Source organism: Paraburkholderia sp. USG1 (assembly GCF_031570135.1).
Classification (GTDB): domain Bacteria; phylum Pseudomonadota; class Gammaproteobacteria; order Burkholderiales; family Burkholderiaceae; genus Paraburkholderia; species Paraburkholderia dioscoreae.
In genome coordinates, this window is the sequence record NZ_JAMWXW010000007.1 from 101,129 (window position 1) to 121,103 (window position 19,975).

General features: G+C 61.4%; 23 protein-coding genes. 16 read left to right on the forward strand and 7 right to left on the reverse strand.

Translation table 11 applies throughout. The features are described from left to right. From NE850_RS11635 to NE850_RS11670, 8 genes are all read left to right on the forward strand, one after another. Positions 1-186, forward strand: coding sequence for a hypothetical protein (locus NE850_RS11635; protein WP_310698775.1), 186 nt, complete (start codon positions 1-3; stop codon positions 184-186). After that, a complete protein-coding gene (locus NE850_RS11640) occupies positions 186-1,487 on the forward strand; it encodes a phage portal protein (protein ID WP_310698776.1) in 1,302 nt (433 codons plus the stop codon). The genes NE850_RS11635 and NE850_RS11640 overlap by 1 nt, the downstream gene beginning before the upstream one ends. Continuing rightward, positions 1,477-1,794 carry a head-tail connector protein gene (locus tag NE850_RS11645; protein ID WP_310698777.1) on the forward strand — a complete coding sequence of 106 codons (318 nt, stop codon included), beginning with the start codon at positions 1,477-1,479 and terminating at the stop codon, positions 1,792-1,794. The genes NE850_RS11640 and NE850_RS11645 overlap by 11 nt, the downstream gene beginning before the upstream one ends. Next, entirely contained in the window at positions 1,794-2,111 is a 318-nt protein-coding gene (locus NE850_RS11650) for a phage head closure protein (RefSeq protein ID WP_310698817.1), read from the forward strand. The genes NE850_RS11645 and NE850_RS11650 overlap by 1 nt, the downstream gene beginning before the upstream one ends. 221 nt (positions 2,112-2,332) lie before the next feature. Next, entirely contained in the window at positions 2,333-2,653 is a 321-nt protein-coding gene (locus NE850_RS11655; protein ID WP_310698778.1) for a hypothetical protein, read from the forward strand. 7 nt (positions 2,654-2,660) lie between these two features. Further along, the gene (locus NE850_RS11660; protein ID WP_310698779.1) at positions 2,661-3,098 is read left to right on the forward strand and encodes an HK97-gp10 family putative phage morphogenesis protein; all 438 of its coding nucleotides are present in this window, start codon (positions 2,661-2,663) and stop codon (positions 3,096-3,098) included. Then, entirely contained in the window at positions 3,088-5,886 is a 2,799-nt protein-coding gene (locus NE850_RS11665; RefSeq protein WP_310698780.1) for a phage tail length tape measure family protein, read from the forward strand. Before NE850_RS11660 ends, NE850_RS11665 begins: the two co-directional genes overlap by 11 nt. Positions 5,887-5,951: 65 nt before the next feature. Beyond that, positions 5,952-6,212, forward strand: coding sequence for a hypothetical protein (locus NE850_RS11670; RefSeq protein ID WP_310698781.1), 261 nt, complete (start codon positions 5,952-5,954; stop codon positions 6,210-6,212). Positions 6,213-6,926: 714 nt separating this feature from the next. Here NE850_RS11670 and NE850_RS11675 read toward each other — a convergent pair. Then, positions 6,927-8,018, reverse strand: coding sequence for an acyltransferase (locus NE850_RS11675; RefSeq protein WP_007175788.1), 1,092 nt, complete (start codon positions 8,016-8,018; stop codon positions 6,927-6,929). Positions 8,019-8,276: 258 nt separating this feature from the next. Here NE850_RS11675 and NE850_RS39450 point away from each other — a divergent pair, with 258 nt between their 5' ends. From NE850_RS39450 to NE850_RS11690, 3 genes are all read left to right on the forward strand, one after another. After that, entirely contained in the window at positions 8,277-8,447 is a 171-nt protein-coding gene (locus NE850_RS39450; RefSeq protein WP_157187664.1) for a hypothetical protein, read from the forward strand. 364 nt (positions 8,448-8,811) lie between these two features. After that, a complete protein-coding gene (locus tag NE850_RS11685) occupies positions 8,812-9,651 on the forward strand; it encodes a phytanoyl-CoA dioxygenase family protein (RefSeq protein WP_310698782.1) in 840 nt (279 codons plus the stop codon). A gap of 268 nt (positions 9,652-9,919) precedes the next feature. Then, complete coding sequence (locus NE850_RS11690) at positions 9,920-10,129, forward strand: hypothetical protein (RefSeq protein ID WP_011487374.1); 210 nt, start codon at positions 9,920-9,922, stop codon at positions 10,127-10,129. 92 nt (positions 10,130-10,221) lie between these two features. Here NE850_RS11690 and NE850_RS11695 read toward each other — a convergent pair whose 3' ends face one another. From NE850_RS11695 to NE850_RS11710, 4 genes are all read right to left on the reverse strand, one after another. Then, positions 10,222-11,214: a methyltransferase domain-containing protein gene (locus NE850_RS11695; RefSeq protein WP_007175792.1), complete on the reverse strand. Its 993-nt coding sequence runs from the start codon at positions 11,212-11,214 to the stop codon at positions 10,222-10,224. A gap of 237 nt (positions 11,215-11,451) precedes the next feature. Then, the gene (locus NE850_RS11700; protein ID WP_007175793.1) at positions 11,452-12,159 is read right to left on the reverse strand and encodes a glutathione S-transferase N-terminal domain-containing protein; all 708 of its coding nucleotides are present in this window, start codon (positions 12,157-12,159) and stop codon (positions 11,452-11,454) included. Positions 12,160-12,386: 227 nt separating this feature from the next. Next, complete coding sequence (locus NE850_RS11705; RefSeq protein ID WP_007175794.1) at positions 12,387-12,608, reverse strand: hypothetical protein; 222 nt, start codon at positions 12,606-12,608, stop codon at positions 12,387-12,389. 196 nt (positions 12,609-12,804) lie between these two features. Next, positions 12,805-12,996, reverse strand: a complete 192-nt coding sequence (locus tag NE850_RS11710; RefSeq protein ID WP_007175795.1) for a CsbD family protein — start codon at positions 12,994-12,996, stop codon at positions 12,805-12,807. A gap of 174 nt (positions 12,997-13,170) precedes the next feature. On the opposite strand from NE850_RS11710, the gene NE850_RS11715 reads away from it, so the two are divergent. The 5 genes from NE850_RS11715 to NE850_RS11735 all read left to right on the forward strand — a co-directional run bounded on the left by NE850_RS11715 (position 13,171) and on the right by NE850_RS11735 (position 17,820). Further along, the gene (locus tag NE850_RS11715) at positions 13,171-13,497 is read left to right on the forward strand and encodes a hypothetical protein (protein WP_007175796.1); all 327 of its coding nucleotides are present in this window, start codon (positions 13,171-13,173) and stop codon (positions 13,495-13,497) included. Between the two features lie 288 nt (positions 13,498-13,785). Next, positions 13,786-15,066 (forward strand): DNA (cytosine-5-)-methyltransferase, encoded by a 1,281-nt coding sequence (dcm, locus tag NE850_RS11720; RefSeq protein WP_007175797.1) that lies wholly within the window; start codon positions 13,786-13,788, stop codon positions 15,064-15,066. A 54-nt stretch (positions 15,067-15,120) separates the two neighbouring features. Then, a complete protein-coding gene (locus NE850_RS11725) occupies positions 15,121-15,567 on the forward strand; it encodes a very short patch repair endonuclease (protein ID WP_007175798.1) in 447 nt (148 codons plus the stop codon). A 163-nt stretch (positions 15,568-15,730) separates the two neighbouring features. Continuing rightward, on the forward strand, positions 15,731-16,234 hold the full coding sequence (locus NE850_RS11730) for a YbhB/YbcL family Raf kinase inhibitor-like protein (RefSeq protein ID WP_007175799.1): 504 nt from the start codon (positions 15,731-15,733) through the stop codon (positions 16,232-16,234). A gap of 137 nt (positions 16,235-16,371) precedes the next feature. Further along, a complete protein-coding gene (locus NE850_RS11735) occupies positions 16,372-17,820 on the forward strand; it encodes an MFS transporter (protein WP_165185335.1) in 1,449 nt (482 codons plus the stop codon). Between the two features lie 157 nt (positions 17,821-17,977). Here NE850_RS11735 and otsA read toward each other — a convergent pair whose 3' ends face one another. Both otsA and NE850_RS11745 read right to left on the reverse strand, forming a co-directional pair. Further along, positions 17,978-19,405, reverse strand: a complete 1,428-nt coding sequence (gene otsA, locus NE850_RS11740; protein WP_007175801.1) for an alpha,alpha-trehalose-phosphate synthase (UDP-forming) — start codon at positions 19,403-19,405, stop codon at positions 17,978-17,980. Positions 19,406-19,618: 213 nt separating this feature from the next. Further along, positions 19,619-19,831 (reverse strand): hypothetical protein, encoded by a 213-nt coding sequence (locus tag NE850_RS11745; protein WP_007175802.1) that lies wholly within the window; start codon positions 19,829-19,831, stop codon positions 19,619-19,621. Between the last annotated feature and the right edge of the window lie 144 nt (positions 19,832-19,975).

Sequence of the window (19,975 nt, forward strand, 5' to 3'; positions counted from 1 at the left end):
GTGGACGTCACGCAAACCTACGAGGTTGCCGTGGCGTTCCCGTACGCGGGACGCCAACGGCATGCCGGTGAATCGCTCGAAGTCGAGCAGCGTCACGTCACGGTGCTGCTCGCGCTCGGCAAGATCCGCCGATCGACCGCGAAGCGACCGACTTACAAGCGCCGCGACATGCGGCCGGAGGGCTGATGCGGCTGTTTCCCTGGCTTCGGAAGTCCGGGCCACCTTTGCCGGTCGGCAGCACGAGCAGCGTAACGGGCGTTGTCCGGGAGCCGTTCGCGGGTGCGTGGCAGTCTGGCATGAGCGCATTCGATGCCGGCGTGGATAGCCGCCACGATCTGCTTGCCTTCTCGGCAGTGTATGCGTGCGTCGACCGGATCTCATCCGACATCGCGAAGCTCGGCATCCGGTACGTGAAGCAGACCGGCATCATCTGGCAGGAGTACGGTGCGCCGCGCTTCACCGTGCCGCTGCGCCGGCCGAACGCATACCAGAATCGAATCCAGTTCATCACATCGTGGCAAGTATCGAAACTGCTGTTCGGCAATACGTATGTGCTGCTGGTGCGCGACGCACTGCGCAATGTGATCTCGATGTACGTGCTCGATCCGGCGCGAGTCGTGCCGCTCGTATCGACGAGTGGCGCTGTGTTCTATCGGGTCGCCGCCGATCCGCTGCGCGGGTTGCAGGAGCAGGTGACGATCCCCGCGTCGGAGATCATCCACGACCGCGGCGCCTGCCCCTGGCATCCGCTCATCGGTGTGTCGCCGATCGTCGCGGCGGCAGCGGCCGGCACGATGGGCAATCGCATCCAGTTCAACAGCCGGAAATTCTTCGGCAACATGTCCCGGCCCGGCGGCATCCTGTCGGCCGATGGACCGATCAGCGACGAGACCGCGAACCGCCTCAAGACGCAGTGGGAAGCGAACTACGGTGGCGAGAATGCCGGTCGCACTGCCGTGGTGGGCGACGGTCTGAAATACACCGCCGTCATGATGAGCGCGACCGATGCGCAACTTATCGAACAGCTCAAGTGGGCGGTCGAGGACGTGGCGCGCTGCTACCACGTGCCGCTGTACAAGATCGGTGCGGACCCGACCGGCTCGAAGACGGCGGCCAATATCGGCGCGCTTGAGCAGTCGTATTACACCGACTGTTTGCAGGCACCGATCGAGGCGCTTGAGCTTTGTCTCGATGATGGTTTCGAAGTGCCGGACGGCCAGGGCTTCGAGGTCGACGTGCGCGGGCTGCTGCGAATGGATGCCGGCGCGCGGTATGACGCCTATGCGAAGGCCGTCGGCGGCGGGTGGATGGCGCCGAACGAGGCGCGCGCGGCCGAGAACATGCCTCCCGTACCGGGTGGCGACACGCCGTATCTGCAACAGCAGAACTATTCGCTCAAGGCGCTCAGCGAGCGCGATAGGAATCCCGCACCGAACAGCACGACGGCGCCAAAGGAACCCGCGAAGGAGCCGACCAATGCCGATTAGCCAACTGGTTTCGATGGAACGCACGCTCGCGCATCTGCGCGTCGGAGCGGGCGAAGATGATGCGGCGATTGCCGATCTCATCGACGCGGCGAGCGGGATCGTCATCGACTACCTGAAGCTCAAGACGGTCCCTGATACCTGGGCGCTCGAAGCCGGCGATACGCCGAGCACGGTGCCGGGGCCTGTGCGTTCGGCCGTGCTGCTCGTGATCGGCAGCCTGTACGCCGACCGCGAGGGCGCGACGGACCCGCTCACGCCCGCCGTTCAATCCCTGCTCATGCGCATGCGCGATCCGGCGGTGGCGTGATGCTGAAGGCCGGCACGCTCAATCGCACCGTCGATCTGCTCGGGCAGATCGGAACCGGCACGCTCGACGATCCGATTCATTGGGGCGTCGTGGCGAGCGTGGCCGCCAATATCAGGATGCTCAACGGCAAAGAGGTTTTGCTCGCCGATACGGATGTCGGTATTGCCTCCGCGAGTATCCGCATCCGTTATCGCACCGACGTCACCACGGGCTGGAAAGTCCAGATTGGCAATGCCGTTTTCGACGTGAAGGCGGCACTGCCGAACATCGCCGGCCGCGATTACACCGACCTCGTTTGTACGATCAGTACGGCATGAAGAGCCCGAGCCGGCCGGGTCCGAAAGGATAAAGCCGGAGCGGGACAAGCGCAGAGTGTCCCGTATTCATGAAACAACCTGCGCAGTCTGCGATTGGGGTGCGTCGACCACCGTCCTGCTGTCCAGCGGCAGGACCGGCGCGTGCGCCGTATCCCCCCAAGGCGCAGACACAGGCCCGCCGGAGCGATCCGCGCGGGCCTTTCCTCAATTGGAGAATTGATATGCCTTGCGGACTTCAGTGCTGGGATGAGAACGGCAACCTTATTCTTGATGCGACCTATCGCGTTGCCCGCGTTATCGGTGAGACTTGGGTCGATGCCGACCACCCCTCTGGCACCGTGGTTGATGACCGGTTCCTGCAGGGCGGCTGGGTGTCGTTCCAGCCCGACAACACCGCCGGCGATGGCTACCTCGATCATGGCGTGCGGACGCCGCGATTCTCGATCGACGGCAATGTGCTCACGTGGTCCTATCCGCCCGTTAATGGCGGAACGCAATACGACACGATCCAGGTGGGCACGCTGTTCTACGGCGCGTACTGAGAAAGACATGCCGGCGAAGGTAACCATCAAAAACCCTGAAGCGCTAACCGGCCTTCTCGATCGTCTTACCGACATCGCGAGCGAGTCTGTTCTGCGGCAGGCCGTAGTCGCCGCGCTGCAGCCGTTGCTCGCCGAGGTCCGCCTGCGCGCGCCCGTGCGCGCGGCCGGATATGAAATCGAAGGCACGCAGCATCCGCCGGGCTTCCTGAAAGCGAACATTCTTGCCTATCACGACAGCGAGAGGTCGGTTGGTGGCCTCCGGCAGATCTACGGCGTGACGTGGGACAAGGACGCGTTCTATGGCTCGTTCATCGAGAGCGGTAGCTCGAAGCAATCCGCAACGCCGTTCCTTCGTCCCGCGTTCGACGCGACGAAACGGCAAGTCGTCCAGGCAATTGACGCCTTCATCAAGGCGAAGGCAAAGGAGTTAGCAAATGGCGGGTAATCAGTCAGTCGTCGAAGTCGCAGCCGATACAACCGGCTATGTTGCCGCGATGGTCCGCGCGCAGAAATCGGCCGCGGATTTCGTAACGAGCCAGGACCGGGTGCGGCAGTACACCATCAATGCGGTGACGGCCCTTGATGCGTCGCGCAAATCGCTGGCCGCCCAGGGCGATGCGGCGGTCGACGCGTTCAACAAGTCCGCCAGGCAGGCCGAGAAGTTCCTCACGTCCATCCAGAAGCAGGCCGACCAGGCCGGCAAGACGCAGGCCGAGTTGCTGCGCCTGCGCGCCGCTGAACTCGGTGTCGGTGGCGCGGCGCAGCAGTACATCGACGCAATCGAGAAAGCGAATGCCGCGAGCGGCCACATGGCATCGGGCGCCGGTGGCGCACGCCGCGAGCTGGTGGTGCTCGGCCACGAAATGCTGAGCGGTAACTGGTCGCGCTTTGGTGGTTCGCTGATGGTGCTGGGCGAGCAGTTCGACATCCTCGGCAAACTGATGAGCCCGGTCGGCATTGGCATCGCCGCAGTGGCCGCCGCTGGCTACGTCGCATACGAGGCCATCCACAAGCTGAGCGAGGAACACAAGGCGCTCAACGCGGCACTCGTACTCACGAACAACTACGCGGACCTCTCGCAGGGCGCATTGCTGGCTTACTCGCAGACCATTTCGAAAGACCTGGGCGTGTCGACGGGCACGGCCAGCGACGCGCTGCTCGCGATGGCAAAGTCGGGCATGGTCGCCGGCGCGGACCTGCAGGACGTGAGCGAGGGTATCGTCGCCTATTCGAAGATTTCGGGGGAATCCGTCAAGGATGTCTCGAAGATGTTCGAAGAGTCCTATGGCAATGCCGCGACGGCCGCAAAAAAATGGGCCGACACGCACCACGACCTGACGCAGGCGCAGCTCGACAACATCAAGGTCATGGAGCAGTCCGGCGACAAGGCCGGCGCGTGGCGGGAGTTCGTGACGGACGCCAGCGCGAGCGCGCGCAAGGCGCTGCTCGCCGACAACGATGCGATGAAGACCAGCTACGAATCGCTCGGCGACGCGTGGTCGCGCTTCTGGCGCACGGCCGCCGGCAACAACGACGAACTCACCAAAATCACCGATCGCATCTCGCAGCTTCGTTCGATGGAGATGGATCCGGACACGAACCCGGGCGGCACACAAACCGCCGGCTGGGATGCGGAAATCAGGCAGCTCGAAGCGCGGCGCGACGAACTGCTGAAGAACAAGCAGGGCACCGACGACAACACCAAGGCGCTCGATACGTTCAACTCGATGAACCAGAAGCACATCGAGGACATGAAAACCTCGTGGACGTGGCAGCAGAAGCTGAACGACGCGAACGAGACCGCGCGCAGGAAGACCGAGGCTCTGACCGAAGCGGCGAAGGCGGCGGGCAAACTCACGCCGGCGTATCAGGCGCAATTGCAGTCGGACCTTGGGGCTACCCTCGCGCACAATGCAACCGAGTTCCACCCGCCGAAGACCGGCAGCGGCTATCACGAGCCGCGCGGCGTGTCGCTGCTCGACGAGGCGAAAGCGCAGCAGGCAGTGCTTGAGCAATCGCTCGGCGTGAATGGGCAGCTCACCGGCTGGGCGGCGAAACGCGCGGCGCTCGAGGAACAGATCGCGCGATATGCCACGACGACGCTCACGAAACAGCAGGCGAGCGTGCTGGCGAACAGTCAGGCGCTGCTCGCTCAATACAAGACCAATGAATCGCTTCAGGCCGATGCTGCCTTTATCGAGAACGTCAACAAGCTGACGGCCGAGCGCGACCAGCTGAACGCCAGGCTTCAGGACCAGAATGACGCAATGGCGCAGGCGCAGCAGATCGAATTGCAGACCGCGACGCTGACGACCGAAGAGCGCAAGCGCCAGCTTTCCATGCTGCAGATCGAGATTGACCGGCGCAAGGCGCTGGCGGATTGGGACAAGGATGCGCTGTCGAAGAATCTCGTCGGCTCCGATACGGACGTTGCCGAACGGCGGACGATCAACCAGACATTCGACGCGCGGGCCACCAACCAGCAAAACACCTTCGCAGCGCAGGACGCGCTCAAGGGCAACTGGGCGGCAGGCGCCACGACCGGCCTGAAGCAGATCATCGAGCAGACCAGCAACCTGAACCAGATGGCGCAGAGCTTCGCGACCGACGGTATCAGGAGCATCGGAGATGCGTTTGCGGATCTCGCCACCACGGGTAAGCTGAACATGGGCGATATGGCGAAGAGTCTTGTTGCCGACTTTGTTCGCATCGAGACCGAGGCGCTGGCCGCGAAAGCAGCAATGAGCTTTCTCAACTGGAGCGGCCTCGGCGGCGACGCCGCGGCCACTGGCGCATCGTCATTCGCTGGTGCGTTCCATCTTGCGGGCGGCGGCGCGGTGAGCGGGCCGGGCAGCTCGACGAGCGACAGCATTCCGGCGATGCTGTCCGATGGCGAGTATGTGCTCAATGCCGCCGCCGTGAGCCGGATCGGCGTGAACCACCTCGACGACCTCAACAGCGGCGCCGCGCGCGCCGTCAACAGCGTCGCGCACTATGCGACGGGTGGCGCGGTCGGCTCAGCGCTCGCAGCGATCGAACCGGGCAGCGGCTCCGGAGGCGCGCAGTTCAACATCACCATTCAGGGCGGCAGCTCCGATTACTCGCCCCAAGACCTTGCCCAGCTTCAACGCGTACTGCAAGGCTGGGTCGACAGCCGGGCAGATGCGCGAGTGACCAAGCGGATGAGCGGCCAGGGAGGCTACGCCTGGAAGATTAAAAACGGTAGCGTGTGACGGCACAACGGACGCCCTGCATTGCTGTGTCAGAATCGGGGCTTACCAAACTCGACATCGCAAACATGGACAGCTTCGAAACCGGCGCCGCCATCCTCGCTCACAATCACCTCCTTGGAGCGCTCATCTCTTTTTTGGAGCACTACCACCCGGAAATCCGGGAGAAGATCGGCGAGACCTTCCAAGAGGCATTGGCGGAAATCACGCAGATCGAGGGCGATAAGCCGCACGAGCGGCAAACGAAGCGAGCAATCGAGGTCATTCTTGAGATAGTGCGCAAGCAATCAGAAGGCCCAAAATTGACCTTGGTGCCGCGCGACGAGTAACTTCCTGGAATTCGGGAGTTTGTTTGCATAAAAGAACACCTCATAAATGGAATCACACCGGTATTTCCTTATGAGAAGATTTTTCGGGGCATTTTTTGGGGCATAAATTATGAAAATATCCTGTCGAGCACCGAAGCTACTGAGAATGTGAGTTCTGTCAGGGGACCAAGAAGCTTCCCAGCGTCACCCAGATTTGCCCAGAAAAGCCCCGTATGCCTTGCGCTGCGGGGCTTTTTGCTGTCGTCGTTGCCCCCGTTCGCCCAACACAAGCCCGACTAGTTGGGGATATCGGTACGGATATCCCCAGAAGTGCCGCTTAGCTACCGCACGCCAGGCCTGCCTTGCCGCTCGGCCTCGATTTGCATCGCAGCAAACTGATTCTCGCGATCACGCTCGCGTCTATCATTGCTATCGATTTCATCACGCTGCCTGCGCCCAAAAGTATTCTGATCAAAGCAGTTCCAAACATTTACGTCAGCCCACCGAAAAAACCTCTTTCCGTTCTTAAACCACATCGGGACATGAGCGCTGCGGATGCATAAGGATCGCGTGTTGAAAATGGCCGAACCTTCGGACACGAAAGAGGAATATGAAGCCAGGATCATCCATCGCTTCGGCGGTCAATGGGAACTTGAACCAATCGTCGAAAAGTAATCGCCGCGGCATCGTCAATCCATACCCCGCGCACGCCGAACACAATCAGACGATAGCCGCCTACACCACCACGCCGCGCCGGATTGCGAGCCGCGACAAGACCAGTCTCTGGACGGGAATCTCTATCAGATGATGAGCCGCTGCCGCGACCGCGATAGCCGCCAACCAGTACAAGGCAGCCTTGGCCGCAACCGGGTAGCTCTGCGCCATATACCCGTGGTCCTCCGCAAACCGCAAGACGAGTTGATGCACCACGTACAAAGCAAAGCTGATCTCACCAAGATAAATGAGAAGCCGCGCTTGAAGAAGGCGAGACAGGCCGCCGTCTTCCAGCGCGAACACGGCTATCAGCAGAGCAAACAGAACACCCGCACCACAATTGGAAAGCCAGATTGCAACGGGCTTGCTCAGAGGGAAGGGTAGATCCGAGACAACCCTGAGATCGGCTGCCCAGATCGCTGACACGGCAATCAGCACAGCGCCGATCTCGAACGCGCTCGCGCGCCAACCACCTTCAATGGCATTCCGAAGTGTGCCCCGTAGTTGATAGGCAGCGATGCCCATCATGAATTCGCTCAGTCTGGTTATCGGCGAAATGTACGCGGACCACAGCATAAGCGGGCGGCCCATGTTCTCGAAGGCGACCAGCATTGCAGCCGTGACGAGTATCGTTCCCGCGAGCTTGACCGCCCACGTGGCATTCACCCGCCAGATCAGCAATGGGAAAACCGCATAGAAAAAGGCCTCATCGGACAAGCTCCATGAGACTCCATTCAAAGAGAAGTACGTGGCGATGTCGGGTGACCATGCATGCAGCAGCAGCACGTTGAGGATTGCCGCAGAGCTGCCAACCGACCCACCCTCGTAATGGATCAGCCACGCTGCCGCCGCGGCGCCGACGAGGTGAAGAGGCCAAATCCTAGCCAACCGCTTGATATAAAAGATGTAGAGATCCGACCTTGAGGTGATCGTTCTGTGGGTGTGGGCGAGGATATAGCCAGACAGAACGAAAAAGAGGGACACGGCTTGCGTGAGCGCCAGGTGTTCAGCGAGGCCGAAATAGCCGAATTCGCGGCGGGTGTGGAAAACAACCACCATGCCCGCAGCAAAAAACCGCAACGACGTAAGCGAATCGATTTTTTGAGCCGGCACTGTAATGTCCCGAAAAATTTTGACATATCAGCAGTGTCCGTGCCTGCGCCTTCACAGGCGGTAATCCGCGGACACAATTGCCCTCGAACTTCGACGCATGTCCCCACTCTGATCTTTTAAGGGGGTACACCATGCTCAAGCTCATTGCAGTCATTGGTCTGGCGGCCGTTTTATCGGGTTGCGTCGCCTATCCCGCCGGCTACGGGTACGCCGATCCCGGATACGCCTACGGGCCGGACTATGGTCCGGCGTACGGCTATGGCACTATCAATGTCTGGGCCGGTGGTGGCGGCGGCGGTTACCACCACGGCGACTACCACCATGGAGGATGGGACCATGGGCGCGGACGCTGGGAAGGCGGCCGCGGCGGTGGGCATGGAGGTGGACACGGCGGCGGAGGCGGTGGTCACGGGCGCTAACGCGCCGTAGCCTGCATTCGTCGCAGCGTATCAACGTCACCGGCAATATCAGCCTCGCGAAGTGACAAATCTTTTTGAGGCCGCTTCATGCGGCCTCTTTTTGCGAGCGTCGCGGATTCGTTGGCGCCATACGGTCCGTCGCTATACCCGCGATCTGGTCAATTGCCAATTGCCACACGCCCGTCACAATTCAAAATTAGCAACTCACGTACAGACGAAAATATCCGCCGAATCGCCGGAATATGACGTAGCCACGAGCGGCTTATCTGGCGCCAGGCGCGATTAACCAATAGCGTTCACGACACGCCTGCACACCCGGACAGACGCGGCCCGGATCGGGTAAACTGCGCGCGACCACAAAATAATATCCACATATGACCAACTACAAAGCCACCTTCGAACGGGACGGATTTCTGGTTCTTCCGAAATTCTTTGCCGAACAACGTATCGACGCGGTGCAAGCGGCAGTTAAAGCAAAAATCGCGGCGCGCCCACGCGATGTCGTCGTAGACGTTCTCGACACAAACGAACGTAAGCTGCTCTCCAGCCTCACGCCTGAGCAGATCCGCACGACGCGCATGAAAGTCAACGACCTTTATCTAAACACACCGGCAGTGCGGGATATCGCGATCGACACCGATCTCGCGAAAATCCTTTCCGATTGCATGGGCACGCCGATAGCGCTTTGCAACAGCCTGTATTTCGAAAAAGGAAGCGCCCAGCCGCCCCACGTCGACGCGATCTATATGACGCCCCAGACGCACGGACATCTACTCGCGTCGTGGGTCGCGCTGGAAGACGTGCATGAAGACGCCGGCCCGCTCGAATACTACCCGGGCAGCCAGTTGATCCCGCAGTGGAAATTCAGCAACGGAACCTATCACTCGGTCCCTGAAGAGATGGGCGCGTGGCACGCGTACATGGACGCGCAGTTGAAAGAGCGCGGGCTTACGAAACAAAGCTTCGCCGCGAAGAAAGGCGACGTGTTCATCTGGCACGCACATTTGCTTCACGGCGGCGGTCCGATCAATGATGTCCGTCGCACTCGCAAATCGCTGGTATTCCACTATTACACCGCTGCGGACAGTCGAACCAGGTTCAGACTCGAACCGCAGAATGAGGTTTTCTGGATCAGGCGCAGCCCTCAATCCGTACCCACTGCACTGACGGGATGGAAGAAGGCAATCAGAAAAATCAAGCGGTTGATTGCCTGATCGGCTTCCCGCAATTCGTCTGCGCGGCGCAATCTCGCCGAAAGACTCTCCGTCTTCGCAGAATCAAACCGTGGCACGCGTCGGCATTCGAACTTCCTTCCGAGAAACCGGTGGGAGCCTCTTCGTGCCGACAAAGCCATGTTTGCACGAAGGTCGGCCTCAAGCATTCGGCCGGTGGAGCCTGAGTCGGACACGCTTTACGCAGCTTGTGAAGGCGAGCTGCAAGGTCTGCATCTAAAGTTTGTTCGGCGGCTGCCGAAAATCAGGCATGGACAACGACGACCGCCTCCGCCCCGGCCACCCTCTCTATGAAGAGGCGATGGCCCTCGAAATGACCGTACGTACCCTGCGCCGCGCACAAGGCAAGAAGAACCCCGAAGACGTTCTCTATGCCTCGCCGGAATGGGACGTCGTCAGCGAAGAGTTTGTTCGCGATCTTTATCGGGCAATGGGCGGCAATCCCGGGGATTTGCATTGACAATCCGACTGTGTGACTGCCGCACGCCGAATCAGCGCCCCCTATTCCGAAGTCTGCTGTCGAAGGTCGAGTAACAGCTTCGACACGGGCCTTCAATACGAAATGTTTCGCCCGCCCGAGCCAAGCTCGCGTAATTTTGTCACCGCGGCACGCAGCGGCGCGGTGATTCGCCAGGAAGTGGACGACTCGAGCGCCTTGATTGTCGAAGTCCTCGATGCAATCTCATCTTGCATCACCGCAAGCCTCGCTCGCAATTCCGCGAGGGCTTTCTCGGCTTCGGCAAGCCGCCCCGTAGCATCCGCGGTGCCCACTGAAGCGCCGTAAAACTCCTCGGTCGCGAGTTCCACGCGAGGGGGTTCTTTGCGAAGGACGATAATCATCTCTCCGCCGGTTTCTCCGCGCGCAGGCACAAAATCGGCGAGATTGAATTCCACGAAACCCATCATGAGAATAGGTTTCAAAACCCTGGATACGATCGTACCGCTTTCGAAAACATGGTTGTGAATACCGACATGCGGAGGCGCCTTCAGTTTCTCCTTGATACGGTTCATGTCCAGTTTGTCCGACACATGCATCGGCATATTGACGAATGCTTCGTCGTAATAGATCTCGCATTCGATTTGATGCTCGCGTGGAATTTCCTCGACGCCGGCCAGATACTCGGCCACAAAATGGCTCAGCGCCGTATCCTGACGATATTTGTCGAAACTGAACTTCTTGTCCGGCAGCGCAAGAAAGAGGATTGCGCCAGGCTGCATCATGTCGCACAGATCGGATAACCATTGAATCATGTTCGGCGCATGTTCCATCACATGATTCGCGATAATGTAGTCGAACTTATCGCCGATATAATCGCCGTACCGGTTCGAATGAACCACATAATCGATTTCGGGTATGTCGACGACCATATCCGGGTGCGTGCACTCCTGAACCAGCTGCTCTTTGTTTTTCCAGTCCAGATACCGCACGTCTGCTTCCGATTTGAAGACGGTCGGCTGATCATACGGCCCGATTTCCAGGCCGACGCCGGAGAGATCGATGTGTTTCAGAAGGTGCCCGCGGCGAAGCGTCGTAACCAGATTCATGAACCACCTCTCGGCAAAGGGGTTTCCAATTGCGCAACTTACCATGCCTTGCCGAGCCGGCGGATAAAAACAATCAATGACTATTGGTATAACGAATATGACCGTCATTACGGCGATTGTGGGATTTTGGCCTCGTAACGAATGTGCGGCCCGCGCCGCACGAGATGCCGTACCCACTGGTGTGACCTTGTCGCGGCACGGCCGGAGATAAATTTTTCGGCCGCCCGCGTGAACCCGTTACGACGGACGCTTCGGAATCTCCAATCCTTTTGCCACGGCCGGGCGCGCGACAAACGCAGCCAGCGCGCGCGTGACATTCGGAAAATCCTGAATGCCGACGAGGTCGCCCGCCTCATAAAACCCGATCAGATTACGCACCCACGGGAAGGTAGCGATATCGGCGATCGAGTAGGTATCGCCGAGAATCCACTCGCGTCCTTCGAGTTGGCGATCCAGCACGCCGAGCAGTCTTATCGATTCGGCGATGTAACGATCGCGCGGACGCTTGTCTTCGTATTCCTTGCCGGCGAACTTGTGGAAGAAACCCACCTGGCCGAACATCGGCCCGATACCGCCCATCTGGAACATCACCCATTGGATCGCTTCATAGCGTCCGGCGGCATTCTGCGGAATGAACCGGCCGCTCTTCTCCGCGAGATAAATCAGGATCGCGCCGGACTCGAATAACGACAGCGGTTTGCCATCGGGCCCATTCGGATCGATGATCGCCGGAATCTTGTTGTTCGGATTGAGCGACAGAAACTCCGGCGTCATCTGATCGTTCGTATCGAAGCGCACGAGATGCGGCTCGTACGGCAAACCCGTCTCTTCGAGCATGATCGACACCTTCACGCCATTGGGCGTGGGCAGCGAGTAGAGCTGAATCCGGTCAGGATGCCCGGCAGGCCATTTCTTCGTGATCGGAAAAGCGGATAGATCGGTCATGTGACGGTGTAACCCTTGTGCGAGTGTTGTGGGTTGAAATGAAAATCGGGCCTCGTAATCGGCTGGGGCAGCCGGACGGTAGCGGAAATGCCGACGCGGGAGCGCCAAATATAAACCGGCTCGGCACAACGCGCAGGGACGAGTCCCGATGAGCGGCAACGGCGCGCCTGACCGTCCGCGTAATCGAGCTCCGGGACTGCGAACACAAACCGCCCGCTAGCCGTGACTCACCACAAATCCTTGGTCGCCGCGCCGGCGCGCAAGTTATAACCTTCCCGCCACAACGACGCGCCAACCGTCAGAAGCAGCGTCTTCTGTTCGCCGTCGAGCAACTCCCACGCCGCGGCCAGCCAACTGGCGAAGCTCCCGCAGGTCTGTTCCAGGTCGACGGGCGTTTTGCCCTCTAGATACTGCCTTTCGAACATCGAAAGAATTTTTTCGGGTGTCATGGGCGCCGTCTCCGTGTTGGATGCGGCAAGTCTAAAGGCGCCGAGCCGCGCGCGAAATGCTCTGGACGCCGACTCCGGGTTACTCCCAGGCGAAGGCCGCCATCTGCCGGAAAACCCACTCCTCAAGAAAAAAAGCAGCGCTAAAGAACGGAAAAGGCGCCGAAGCGCCTTGTCCGTCAATTGCATCGGAGCCCGGTTACGGCGCGTTGCGCTTTGCATTGTCCTTGGCGTCTTCCTTAGCGTCGCCATAGGCCTTTTGCACCTTGCCCGCGCCTTGTTGCAGGTCGCCCTTCAGTTCCTTGCCCGGGTTGTCGGTGACCTTGCCGACCGCTTCATTGACCTTGCCCTTGACCTGCTCGGTCACACCCTTCACCTGGTCCTTGTTCATGTTCGGCTCCACTATTTGGAATGCCGGCGCGACATTACGCCAGTATCCACATTCAGCAACGGGTGTGCCCGAAGCCGCAGGCGGCCCGTTTGCCTGGCGAGCGCCGCGAAAAAATATTCCAGAAAAGTCCTAAAGTCCCGCCGCAGCCTGCCGTAAAGGTGCCAAGGAGGAGCCATGGACCGTCCACTCGTTACGCTTTTGGGGTCGTCCCAAGCTGTACTGATCGATCGGGACATCGCGCATATCGCGCGTGTGATGAGGCCGTCTTTACACGGCGATCTGGGCGGCCCAATCCTGCCGGCCGCCTACTGGCGCAAACGTCTGTACCAGTTGCTCGACGCCGGCAATCTGTCCCACGCGCAACTGTGCGCGGTCGACAGCCTTCTGCTCCAGCTCGATCAGTATCAGGCCGAGCCCCAATTGGCATGGGACGCACTGGCCCCGGCCTCCGCCGCCTTGTTCCCGCCACCTTATCCGGCTAGCGCCCGCCACACTGCCTGAAACGCTGCGAGCCTGAACCGCCGGCCCTTTTCAGGCTAGCCGTCCGCTCTTTGCTCACGAATAAAAAAAGGCCGCGAATCATGCCGCGGCCTCAACACGTCGCAACGCGGGGAATTCGCGTCACGCGGCAAGCCTACACGCACAATTGTGACAGCCGCATTTAGCCGCGGACTTTCCGCGTCCGTGGCGGACCGAGGCGTGAAATTTTCCACCCAAGCGGCGCAAAAAATGGGGAATTGGGACGACCTTAGGTCATAATGTCCGCAAAAATTCCCAGCAAGGACACTCGTGACCCTCGCCGCACCGCTCGCACTGCTCAAGCAAGCGCGCGCCCGCTTCACTCAACGCGAAATCGCCGCGCATGTCGGCAAGGACATCAAGACGGTGCGCCGCTGGGAAAAAGGCGAAACGCCGTGCCCTGCCATGTTGGAGCCGGCTTTGCGCGATCTGCTGCAAAACCGGGCGCAAGCCGGAGGCGGCGCGGGCGGCGGTGCCCAATTCCGCTTTATCGATCTGTTCGCCGGCATCGGCGGGATTCGCATGGGCTTCGAAGCGCACGGCGGCGACTGCGTCTTTACGAGCGAGTGGAACGACTTTTCGACCAAAACGTATCGCGAGAATTACCCGGGCGACGGCGAGCACGCGCTGATCGGCGACATCGTGTCGTTTCCGGCTGAAGAGGTGCCGGGCCACGACGTGCTGCTCGGCGGCTTCCCATGCCAGCCGTTTTCGATCGCTGGGGTCAGCAAGAAAAATGCGCTCGGGCGGCCACATGGTTTCGAGTGCACGACGCAGGGCACGCTGTTCTTCGACGTCGCCCGGATCATCGCGGCAAAACGTCCCGCCGCGTTCCTGCTGGAGAACGTGAAGAATCTGCTGTCACACGACAAGGGCCGCACCTTCGACGTGATCCTGCAAACTTTGCGCGATGAACTGGGCTACGAAGTGCACTACCGCGTGGTGGACGGCCAGCATTTCACGCCGCAGCACCGCGAGCGGATCATTATCGTCGGCTTTCGCGGCGAGACCTCCTTCTCCTGGGACGATCTGCATCTGCCGGAAAACGGCCCGCGCCTCGGTTCGATCCTGCATCGCACGGACGGCAGCGAACCGGTGCTGCCGTGGGACCACGACCGCTTCTTCGATCACACGAGCCGGCGCGTGCAACCCAAGTACACGCTCACGCCGAACCTCTGGACCTATTTGCAGAACTACGCGGAAAAACACCGCGCGGCGGGCAACGGTTTCGGCTTCGGTATGGCTTATCCGGACAGCGTGACGCGCACGTTATCGGCGCGCTATCACAAGGACGGCTCGGAGATCCTCGTCTATCAGGGCGAGGCGCTGCGTCCGCGCCGCCTCACGCCGCGCGAATGCGCGCGGCTGATGGGCTTTCCCGACACCTTCAGAATCCCGGTGAGCGACACGCAGGCCTACCGGCAATTCGGCAACAGCGTCGTGATGCCGGTGATGCGCGAAGTGGCGCGCATCATGCTGCCGCACGTGCAAACCCTGCTCGCGAAGGAGACGCGCCGTGGTTCGAAGCAGACTCTCTCGCTGCACGCCTGAGCGCTCGGTCGGTGTTTGCGCCCGGCATGTCGCCTCATTGGCCCAGCATTAGAAATGGTCGATATCGTCGATAGCGCGACGCGCAGCCGGATGATGTCCGGCATCCGCGGCCGCAATACCAAGCCCGAGATCCTGATCCGCAGCCTGCTGCACCGGCAAGGCTTTCGCTTTCGTCTGGATGCGCGCGATCTGCCGGGACGCCCGGACATCGTCTTGCCGCGCTATCGCGCTGTCGTGCTGGTGCATGGCTGTTTCTGGCATGGCCACGACTGCCGTCTTTTCAAATGGCCGCAAACGCGGCCGGAGTTCTGGCGCGACAAGATCGGCCGCAATCGCAGCAACGACGAGAAGGTTCGCGCGGCGCTGCTCGCAAGTGGCTGGCGCGTCGCCGTGGTGTGGGAATGCGCTTTGCGTGGTGCCAACCGCGATATCGAAGGTGTCTTGCAACGGCTCGTCGAATGGCTGAAAGGCGACGCGCCGAGCTTCGAGGAGCGCGGCTGAAAGCCGCAAACAGCCCTTCCGGCTTGAGCCGGTCCGAAGCCCGCTGGTGATACACTCGACTGGCTAACCCGGGGGTATTTCGGCGTGGCGCCCTGCGCTGCAACACAAGCGCACAACTGCCCGCCCCGACCATCCCGGAACCACTCAAGAAGGGAGGCACATCATGGCAGAATTCCGTCTCTGGTCCGACGAATTTCCCACCAATGGCTTCATGCCGAAAGCCCACGAATATCATGACAAGGCCTTCGGCGTGGACGGCGAGAACATCTCGCCCGCGTTGCAGTGGGAAGCGCCGCCGCCCGACACCCAAAGCTTCGCGCTCACCGTTCACGATCCCGACGCGCCCACCGGCAGCGGCTTCTGGCACTGGGTCGTGGTGAACATCCCGGCCGACGTCCGCTCACTGCCGCGCAACGCCGGCAAGGCGGACGGCTCGTTGCTGCCGCACGGCGCGCTGCAGGTGCGCAACGACTACGGCACGGTCGGCTTCGGTGGTGCCGCACCGCCGCGCGGCGACAAGGCGCACCGCTACATCTTCCGTCTGCATGCGCTGCGGGTGCCGCATCTGCCGATCAACGCGGACACCACCAATGCGGTGGCACGTTTCATGACCCATCTGAACGAACTCGACTCGACTACTCATACCGGCCTGTACGAACTCAAATAACGCGCGAGCCGCGATGCCGGCGCGCGCCAGATGGCGCCGGCATCAGCGTTGCGACTGCCGGCTCTCCCGACAACGGCGGGCAGCGCATGCGACTTGTCGCGTGACCCGCGAGCCGCCTACTACAACTCGAACAATCGATGCACGCACAACCATCGCGCAAGGACGGCGCAGTGCCCGCCGAAGCGGCCGACACACTCGCCCCCGACACTTCGATTCCGGACAACGCCGAACAGGGCCTGCCGGTTCCACAACGCTACTGGGCGATGCTGGTCATCGCGCTCGCCCTCACGCTCGCGGTACTCGACAGCGCGATTGCCAACGTGGCGCTGCCGACAATCGCGCGCAACCTGCGCGCCAGCGCGGCCGGTTCGATCTGGGTCGTCAACGCCTATCAGCTTGCGATCACCATCTCGCTGCTGCCGCTCGCCTCGCTCGGCGACCGCATCGGCTACCGGCGCATCTATCTGTCCGGCCTGATCCTCTTCACGGCCGCGTCGTTCGGTTGCGCGTTGTCGACTTCGCTGTCTACTCTCGCACTCGCTCGCGTGATTCAAGGCTTCGGTGCGGCGGGCATCATGAGCGTGAACACGGCGCTGGTGCGCATGATCTATCCACGCGCACAACTCGGGCGCGGCATCGCCGTCAACGCGATGGTAGTGGCGGTGTCGTCGGCAGTCGGGCCGACCGTCGCGTCCGGCGTGCTGTCCATCGCCTCGTGGCCGTGGCTGTTCGCGATCAATGTGCCGATCGGCATCGCGGCCATCGTCGGCGGCTTCAAGGCGCTGCCGATGAACCGCGGCCACGAATCGCCGTACGACTACCTGAGCGCCGTGATGAACGCGTTCGTATTCGGCCTGCTGATTTTTGCCGTGGACGGCCTCGGCCACGGCGAGCGCTTCGGCTACGTCGCGATCGAGGTGGTCGCCGCGGTGGTGATCGGCTATTTCTTCGTGCGCCGTCAGTTGACGCAACCCGCGCCTTTGCTGCCGGTGGATCTGCTCAAGATTCCTGTCTTCGCGCTTTCCATCGGCACGTCGATCTGTTCGTTCTGCGCGCAGATGCTCGCTTTCGTGTCGCTGCCCTTTCTGTTGCAGGAAACCTTGGGGTTCTCGCAAGTGGATACCGGCTTGCTCATGACGCCCTGGCCGGCAGTGATCATTATCGCGGCGCCGATTGCGGGCGTACTCTCGGACAAGGTGTCCTCGGGATGGCTGGGCGGCATCGGACTAGCCGCGATGGCGGCCGGGCTGATCCTGCTCGCCACACTCGGCGCGCATCCGGACGCCATGCAGATCACGTGGCGCATGGCCTTGTGCGGCGCGGGCTTCGGCATCTTCCAGTCGCCCAACAATCGCACCATGCTGGCCGCGGCGCCGCGCGAGCGCAGCGGCGGCGCGAGCGGCATGCTGGGCACCGCGCGCCTGACCGGGCAGACGCTCGGCGCGGCGCTGGTCGCGCTGATCTTCGGCGTTGCGCCGCAACACGGACCGACGATCGCGCTGTATGTGGCCGCATGCTTTTCGGCGGTTGCTGCGGTGATCAGCACGATGCGCGTCATGCAGCGGGTCAACGCGCAGCCGGCCTGAGCGCTTGCTCCAAGTTTTCAGTTGCGCCCATGCAAAAAGGGCACGTCTCGCATCATGCGATTCGCGCCCTTCTGTTCCTCTGCCCCACCTACGCTGCCCCTGATGACGTGACCGGCACACGCGGCGACACTTGCAAGCCGCGCGGCCGCTGCTCCCGCTACGACGATGCGGTCACGTCAGCGAGCTTTACCGCTTTGGCGGTCACCGAAGAGGCCGTGGCGACGTTGCGCAGATCGGCAAGGAAGGTGTCGCGCCAGACCGACAGATTGTTCTCGCGCATCGGCGCCATCATGTCGGCATGCCGCGCCTGACGTTCGGCGAGCGGCATCGACAGAGCGCGTTCGAGCGCTTCGGCCATCTGCGACAGATCGAACGGATTGACGACCAGCGCGCCCGGCAACTGCTCGGCGGCGCCGGCGAATTGCGACAGCACCAGCACGCCCGGATCGGCCGGATCCTGAGAGGCGACATACTCCTTCGCGACCAGATTCATGCCGTCGCGCAGCGGCGTCACATAACCGACCTGCGATTGGCGGAACAGCGCCATCAGCAGATTGCGCTCGTATTTGCGGTTCAGATACTGGATCGGCGTCCAGTCGAGTTGCGCGAACCGGCCGTTGATGCGCCCCGCCTCGCCCTCCAGCGTCTGACGAATCCGCTGGTAAGTCTGCACGTCCGCGCGCGTCGGCGGCGCGATCTGCACCAGCGAGACGCGTCCGTGCCACCCCGGCGCATTCAGCAACAGCCGCTCGAACGCCTGAAAGCGCTCCACCAGCCCCTTCGAATAGTCGAGACGGTCCACGCTCATGATCAGCTTGCGTCCGCGCATGCCGTCGCGCAGACTGCGCACCGGCTTGCGGTCGGTGAACTGCTCGGCGGCCTTGGCAATCGCGTCCGGATAGATTCCGATCGGATACGCGCCCACTTTCAGGAAGCGGTTATACGCATGCACCATGCCGTCTTCGCTCGACGTGCCGTGCTGGCCGCGCTCGATGAAATCGACGAACGACTGGCGATCGGCGTCGGTCTGGAAGCCGATCACGTCGTAGCTGCACATGGCCTTGACCAGTTCTTCGTGTGGCGGAATGGTGCGCAGCACTTCCGGCACCGGAAACGGAATATGCAGGAAGAAGCCGATGGGATTCTTCACGCCCAGCTCGCGCAGGCAGCGCGCGAACGGCAGCAGGTGATAGTCGTGAACCCAGATGATGTCGTCGGGCCTCAGCAATTCCTTGAGTTGCCTGGCGAGCGTGGCGTTCACGCGCTGATAGCCCGCGTATTCCTGCCGGTCGTAGCGCGAGAGGTCGTTGCGATAGTGGAACGTCGGCCACAGCGTCGCATTGGAAAACCCACGGTAGTACTGGTCGTAATCGCGCTTGGTGAGACCCACCGTCGCGTACGTCACGTTGCCCTGTTTCTCGATCACCGGAGCGCTCGGCTCGCTCACCGTCTCGCCGCTCCAGCCGAACCAGACCCCGCCGGTTTCCTTCAGCGCGTCCAGCACGCCGATCGCCAGCCCCCCCGCTGCGGGACGGCCTTCCTGAGTCGGCGCGACACGATTCGATACCACGATCAGTCTGCTCATTGGTGCTCCACCTAGTTCAGTTGTTTCGTTGCATACGGATATGTGCCAAAAAGGTGCATGCAAGTCGCGTGCCGTTTTTAGAGATATTGGAAATAAAAATGTATGCAGATGTGACAGACAAGCAGAAACGCGCAGCACCGTTTCGCCACGAAGAAATTTTTTCTGCTTTATCCGACGAAACCGGAAGGCCTATTTACCGGCCCCTGATCGGCTTTACGCGTCCTGTTCCGAGCCGAGGTCGCGCTGGTATTCGAGCCCTTCCGGGCGCACGCCGCCCTGGTTGTGCTCGCCGTCCGGCGGCGCATCGGGTGCGACGCGGTTCTGCCCGGCCGGATCGGGCGACGCCGGCGGGCCGTCTTTGCTGCCGCCCGGCCGGGAGTCGCGCTTCGAGTGGCGCGCTGAACGTCGCAATGCGGGATGTCTCATGATCCATGCCTCCAGGGGAAGCCCGCCGCGAGGTTTTGCGGCATCAGTACAGTCTAGGGGTCGCCAAGGTAAATTGCCGGTAAAAGATGCGCCGGCTTTGTAACAAGTACATAAATTCTCTGCGCCGGACTGTGGTGTAGCGCA

What these genes read in the sequence shown, in the direction of transcription:
- NE850_RS11660 (WP_310698779.1), top strand. Translation starts at nt 2,661, where the DNA reads ATGCCGGCGAAGGTAACCATCAAAAACCCTGAAGCGCTAACCGGCCTT.
- NE850_RS11735 (WP_165185335.1), top strand. Translation starts at nt 16,372, where the DNA reads ATGCACGCACAACCATCGCGCAAGGACGGCGCAGTGCCCGCCGAAGCG.
- NE850_RS11745 (WP_007175802.1), bottom strand. Translation starts at nt 19,831, where the DNA reads ATGAGACATCCCGCATTGCGACGTTCAGCGCGCCACTCGAAGCGCGAC.
- otsA (WP_007175801.1), bottom strand. Translation starts at nt 19,405, where the DNA reads ATGAGCAGACTGATCGTGGTATCGAATCGTGTCGCGCCGACTCAGGAA.
- NE850_RS11725 (WP_007175798.1), top strand. Translation starts at nt 15,121, where the DNA reads ATGGTCGATATCGTCGATAGCGCGACGCGCAGCCGGATGATGTCCGGC.
- NE850_RS11710 (WP_007175795.1), bottom strand. Translation starts at nt 12,996, where the DNA reads ATGAACAAGGACCAGGTGAAGGGTGTGACCGAGCAGGTCAAGGGCAAG.
- NE850_RS11705 (WP_007175794.1), bottom strand. Translation starts at nt 12,608, where the DNA reads ATGACACCCGAAAAAATTCTTTCGATGTTCGAAAGGCAGTATCTAGAG.
- NE850_RS11715 (WP_007175796.1), top strand. Translation starts at nt 13,171, where the DNA reads ATGGACCGTCCACTCGTTACGCTTTTGGGGTCGTCCCAAGCTGTACTG.
- NE850_RS11640 (WP_310698776.1), top strand. Translation starts at nt 186, where the DNA reads ATGCGGCTGTTTCCCTGGCTTCGGAAGTCCGGGCCACCTTTGCCGGTC.
- NE850_RS11650 (WP_310698817.1), top strand. Translation starts at nt 1,794, where the DNA reads ATGCTGAAGGCCGGCACGCTCAATCGCACCGTCGATCTGCTCGGGCAG.
- NE850_RS11685 (WP_310698782.1), top strand. Translation starts at nt 8,812, where the DNA reads ATGACCAACTACAAAGCCACCTTCGAACGGGACGGATTTCTGGTTCTT.
- NE850_RS11670 (WP_310698781.1), top strand. Translation starts at nt 5,952, where the DNA reads ATGGACAGCTTCGAAACCGGCGCCGCCATCCTCGCTCACAATCACCTC.
- NE850_RS11730 (WP_007175799.1), top strand. Translation starts at nt 15,731, where the DNA reads ATGGCAGAATTCCGTCTCTGGTCCGACGAATTTCCCACCAATGGCTTC.
- NE850_RS11645 (WP_310698777.1), top strand. Translation starts at nt 1,477, where the DNA reads ATGCCGATTAGCCAACTGGTTTCGATGGAACGCACGCTCGCGCATCTG.
- NE850_RS11690 (WP_011487374.1), top strand. Translation starts at nt 9,920, where the DNA reads ATGGACAACGACGACCGCCTCCGCCCCGGCCACCCTCTCTATGAAGAG.
- NE850_RS11665 (WP_310698780.1), top strand. Translation starts at nt 3,088, where the DNA reads ATGGCGGGTAATCAGTCAGTCGTCGAAGTCGCAGCCGATACAACCGGC.
- NE850_RS39450 (WP_157187664.1), top strand. Translation starts at nt 8,277, where the DNA reads ATGGCACTATCAATGTCTGGGCCGGTGGTGGCGGCGGCGGTTACCACC.
- NE850_RS11695 (WP_007175792.1), bottom strand. Translation starts at nt 11,214, where the DNA reads ATGAATCTGGTTACGACGCTTCGCCGCGGGCACCTTCTGAAACACATC.
- NE850_RS11700 (WP_007175793.1), bottom strand. Translation starts at nt 12,159, where the DNA reads ATGACCGATCTATCCGCTTTTCCGATCACGAAGAAATGGCCTGCCGGG.
- NE850_RS11655 (WP_310698778.1), top strand. Translation starts at nt 2,333, where the DNA reads ATGCCTTGCGGACTTCAGTGCTGGGATGAGAACGGCAACCTTATTCTT.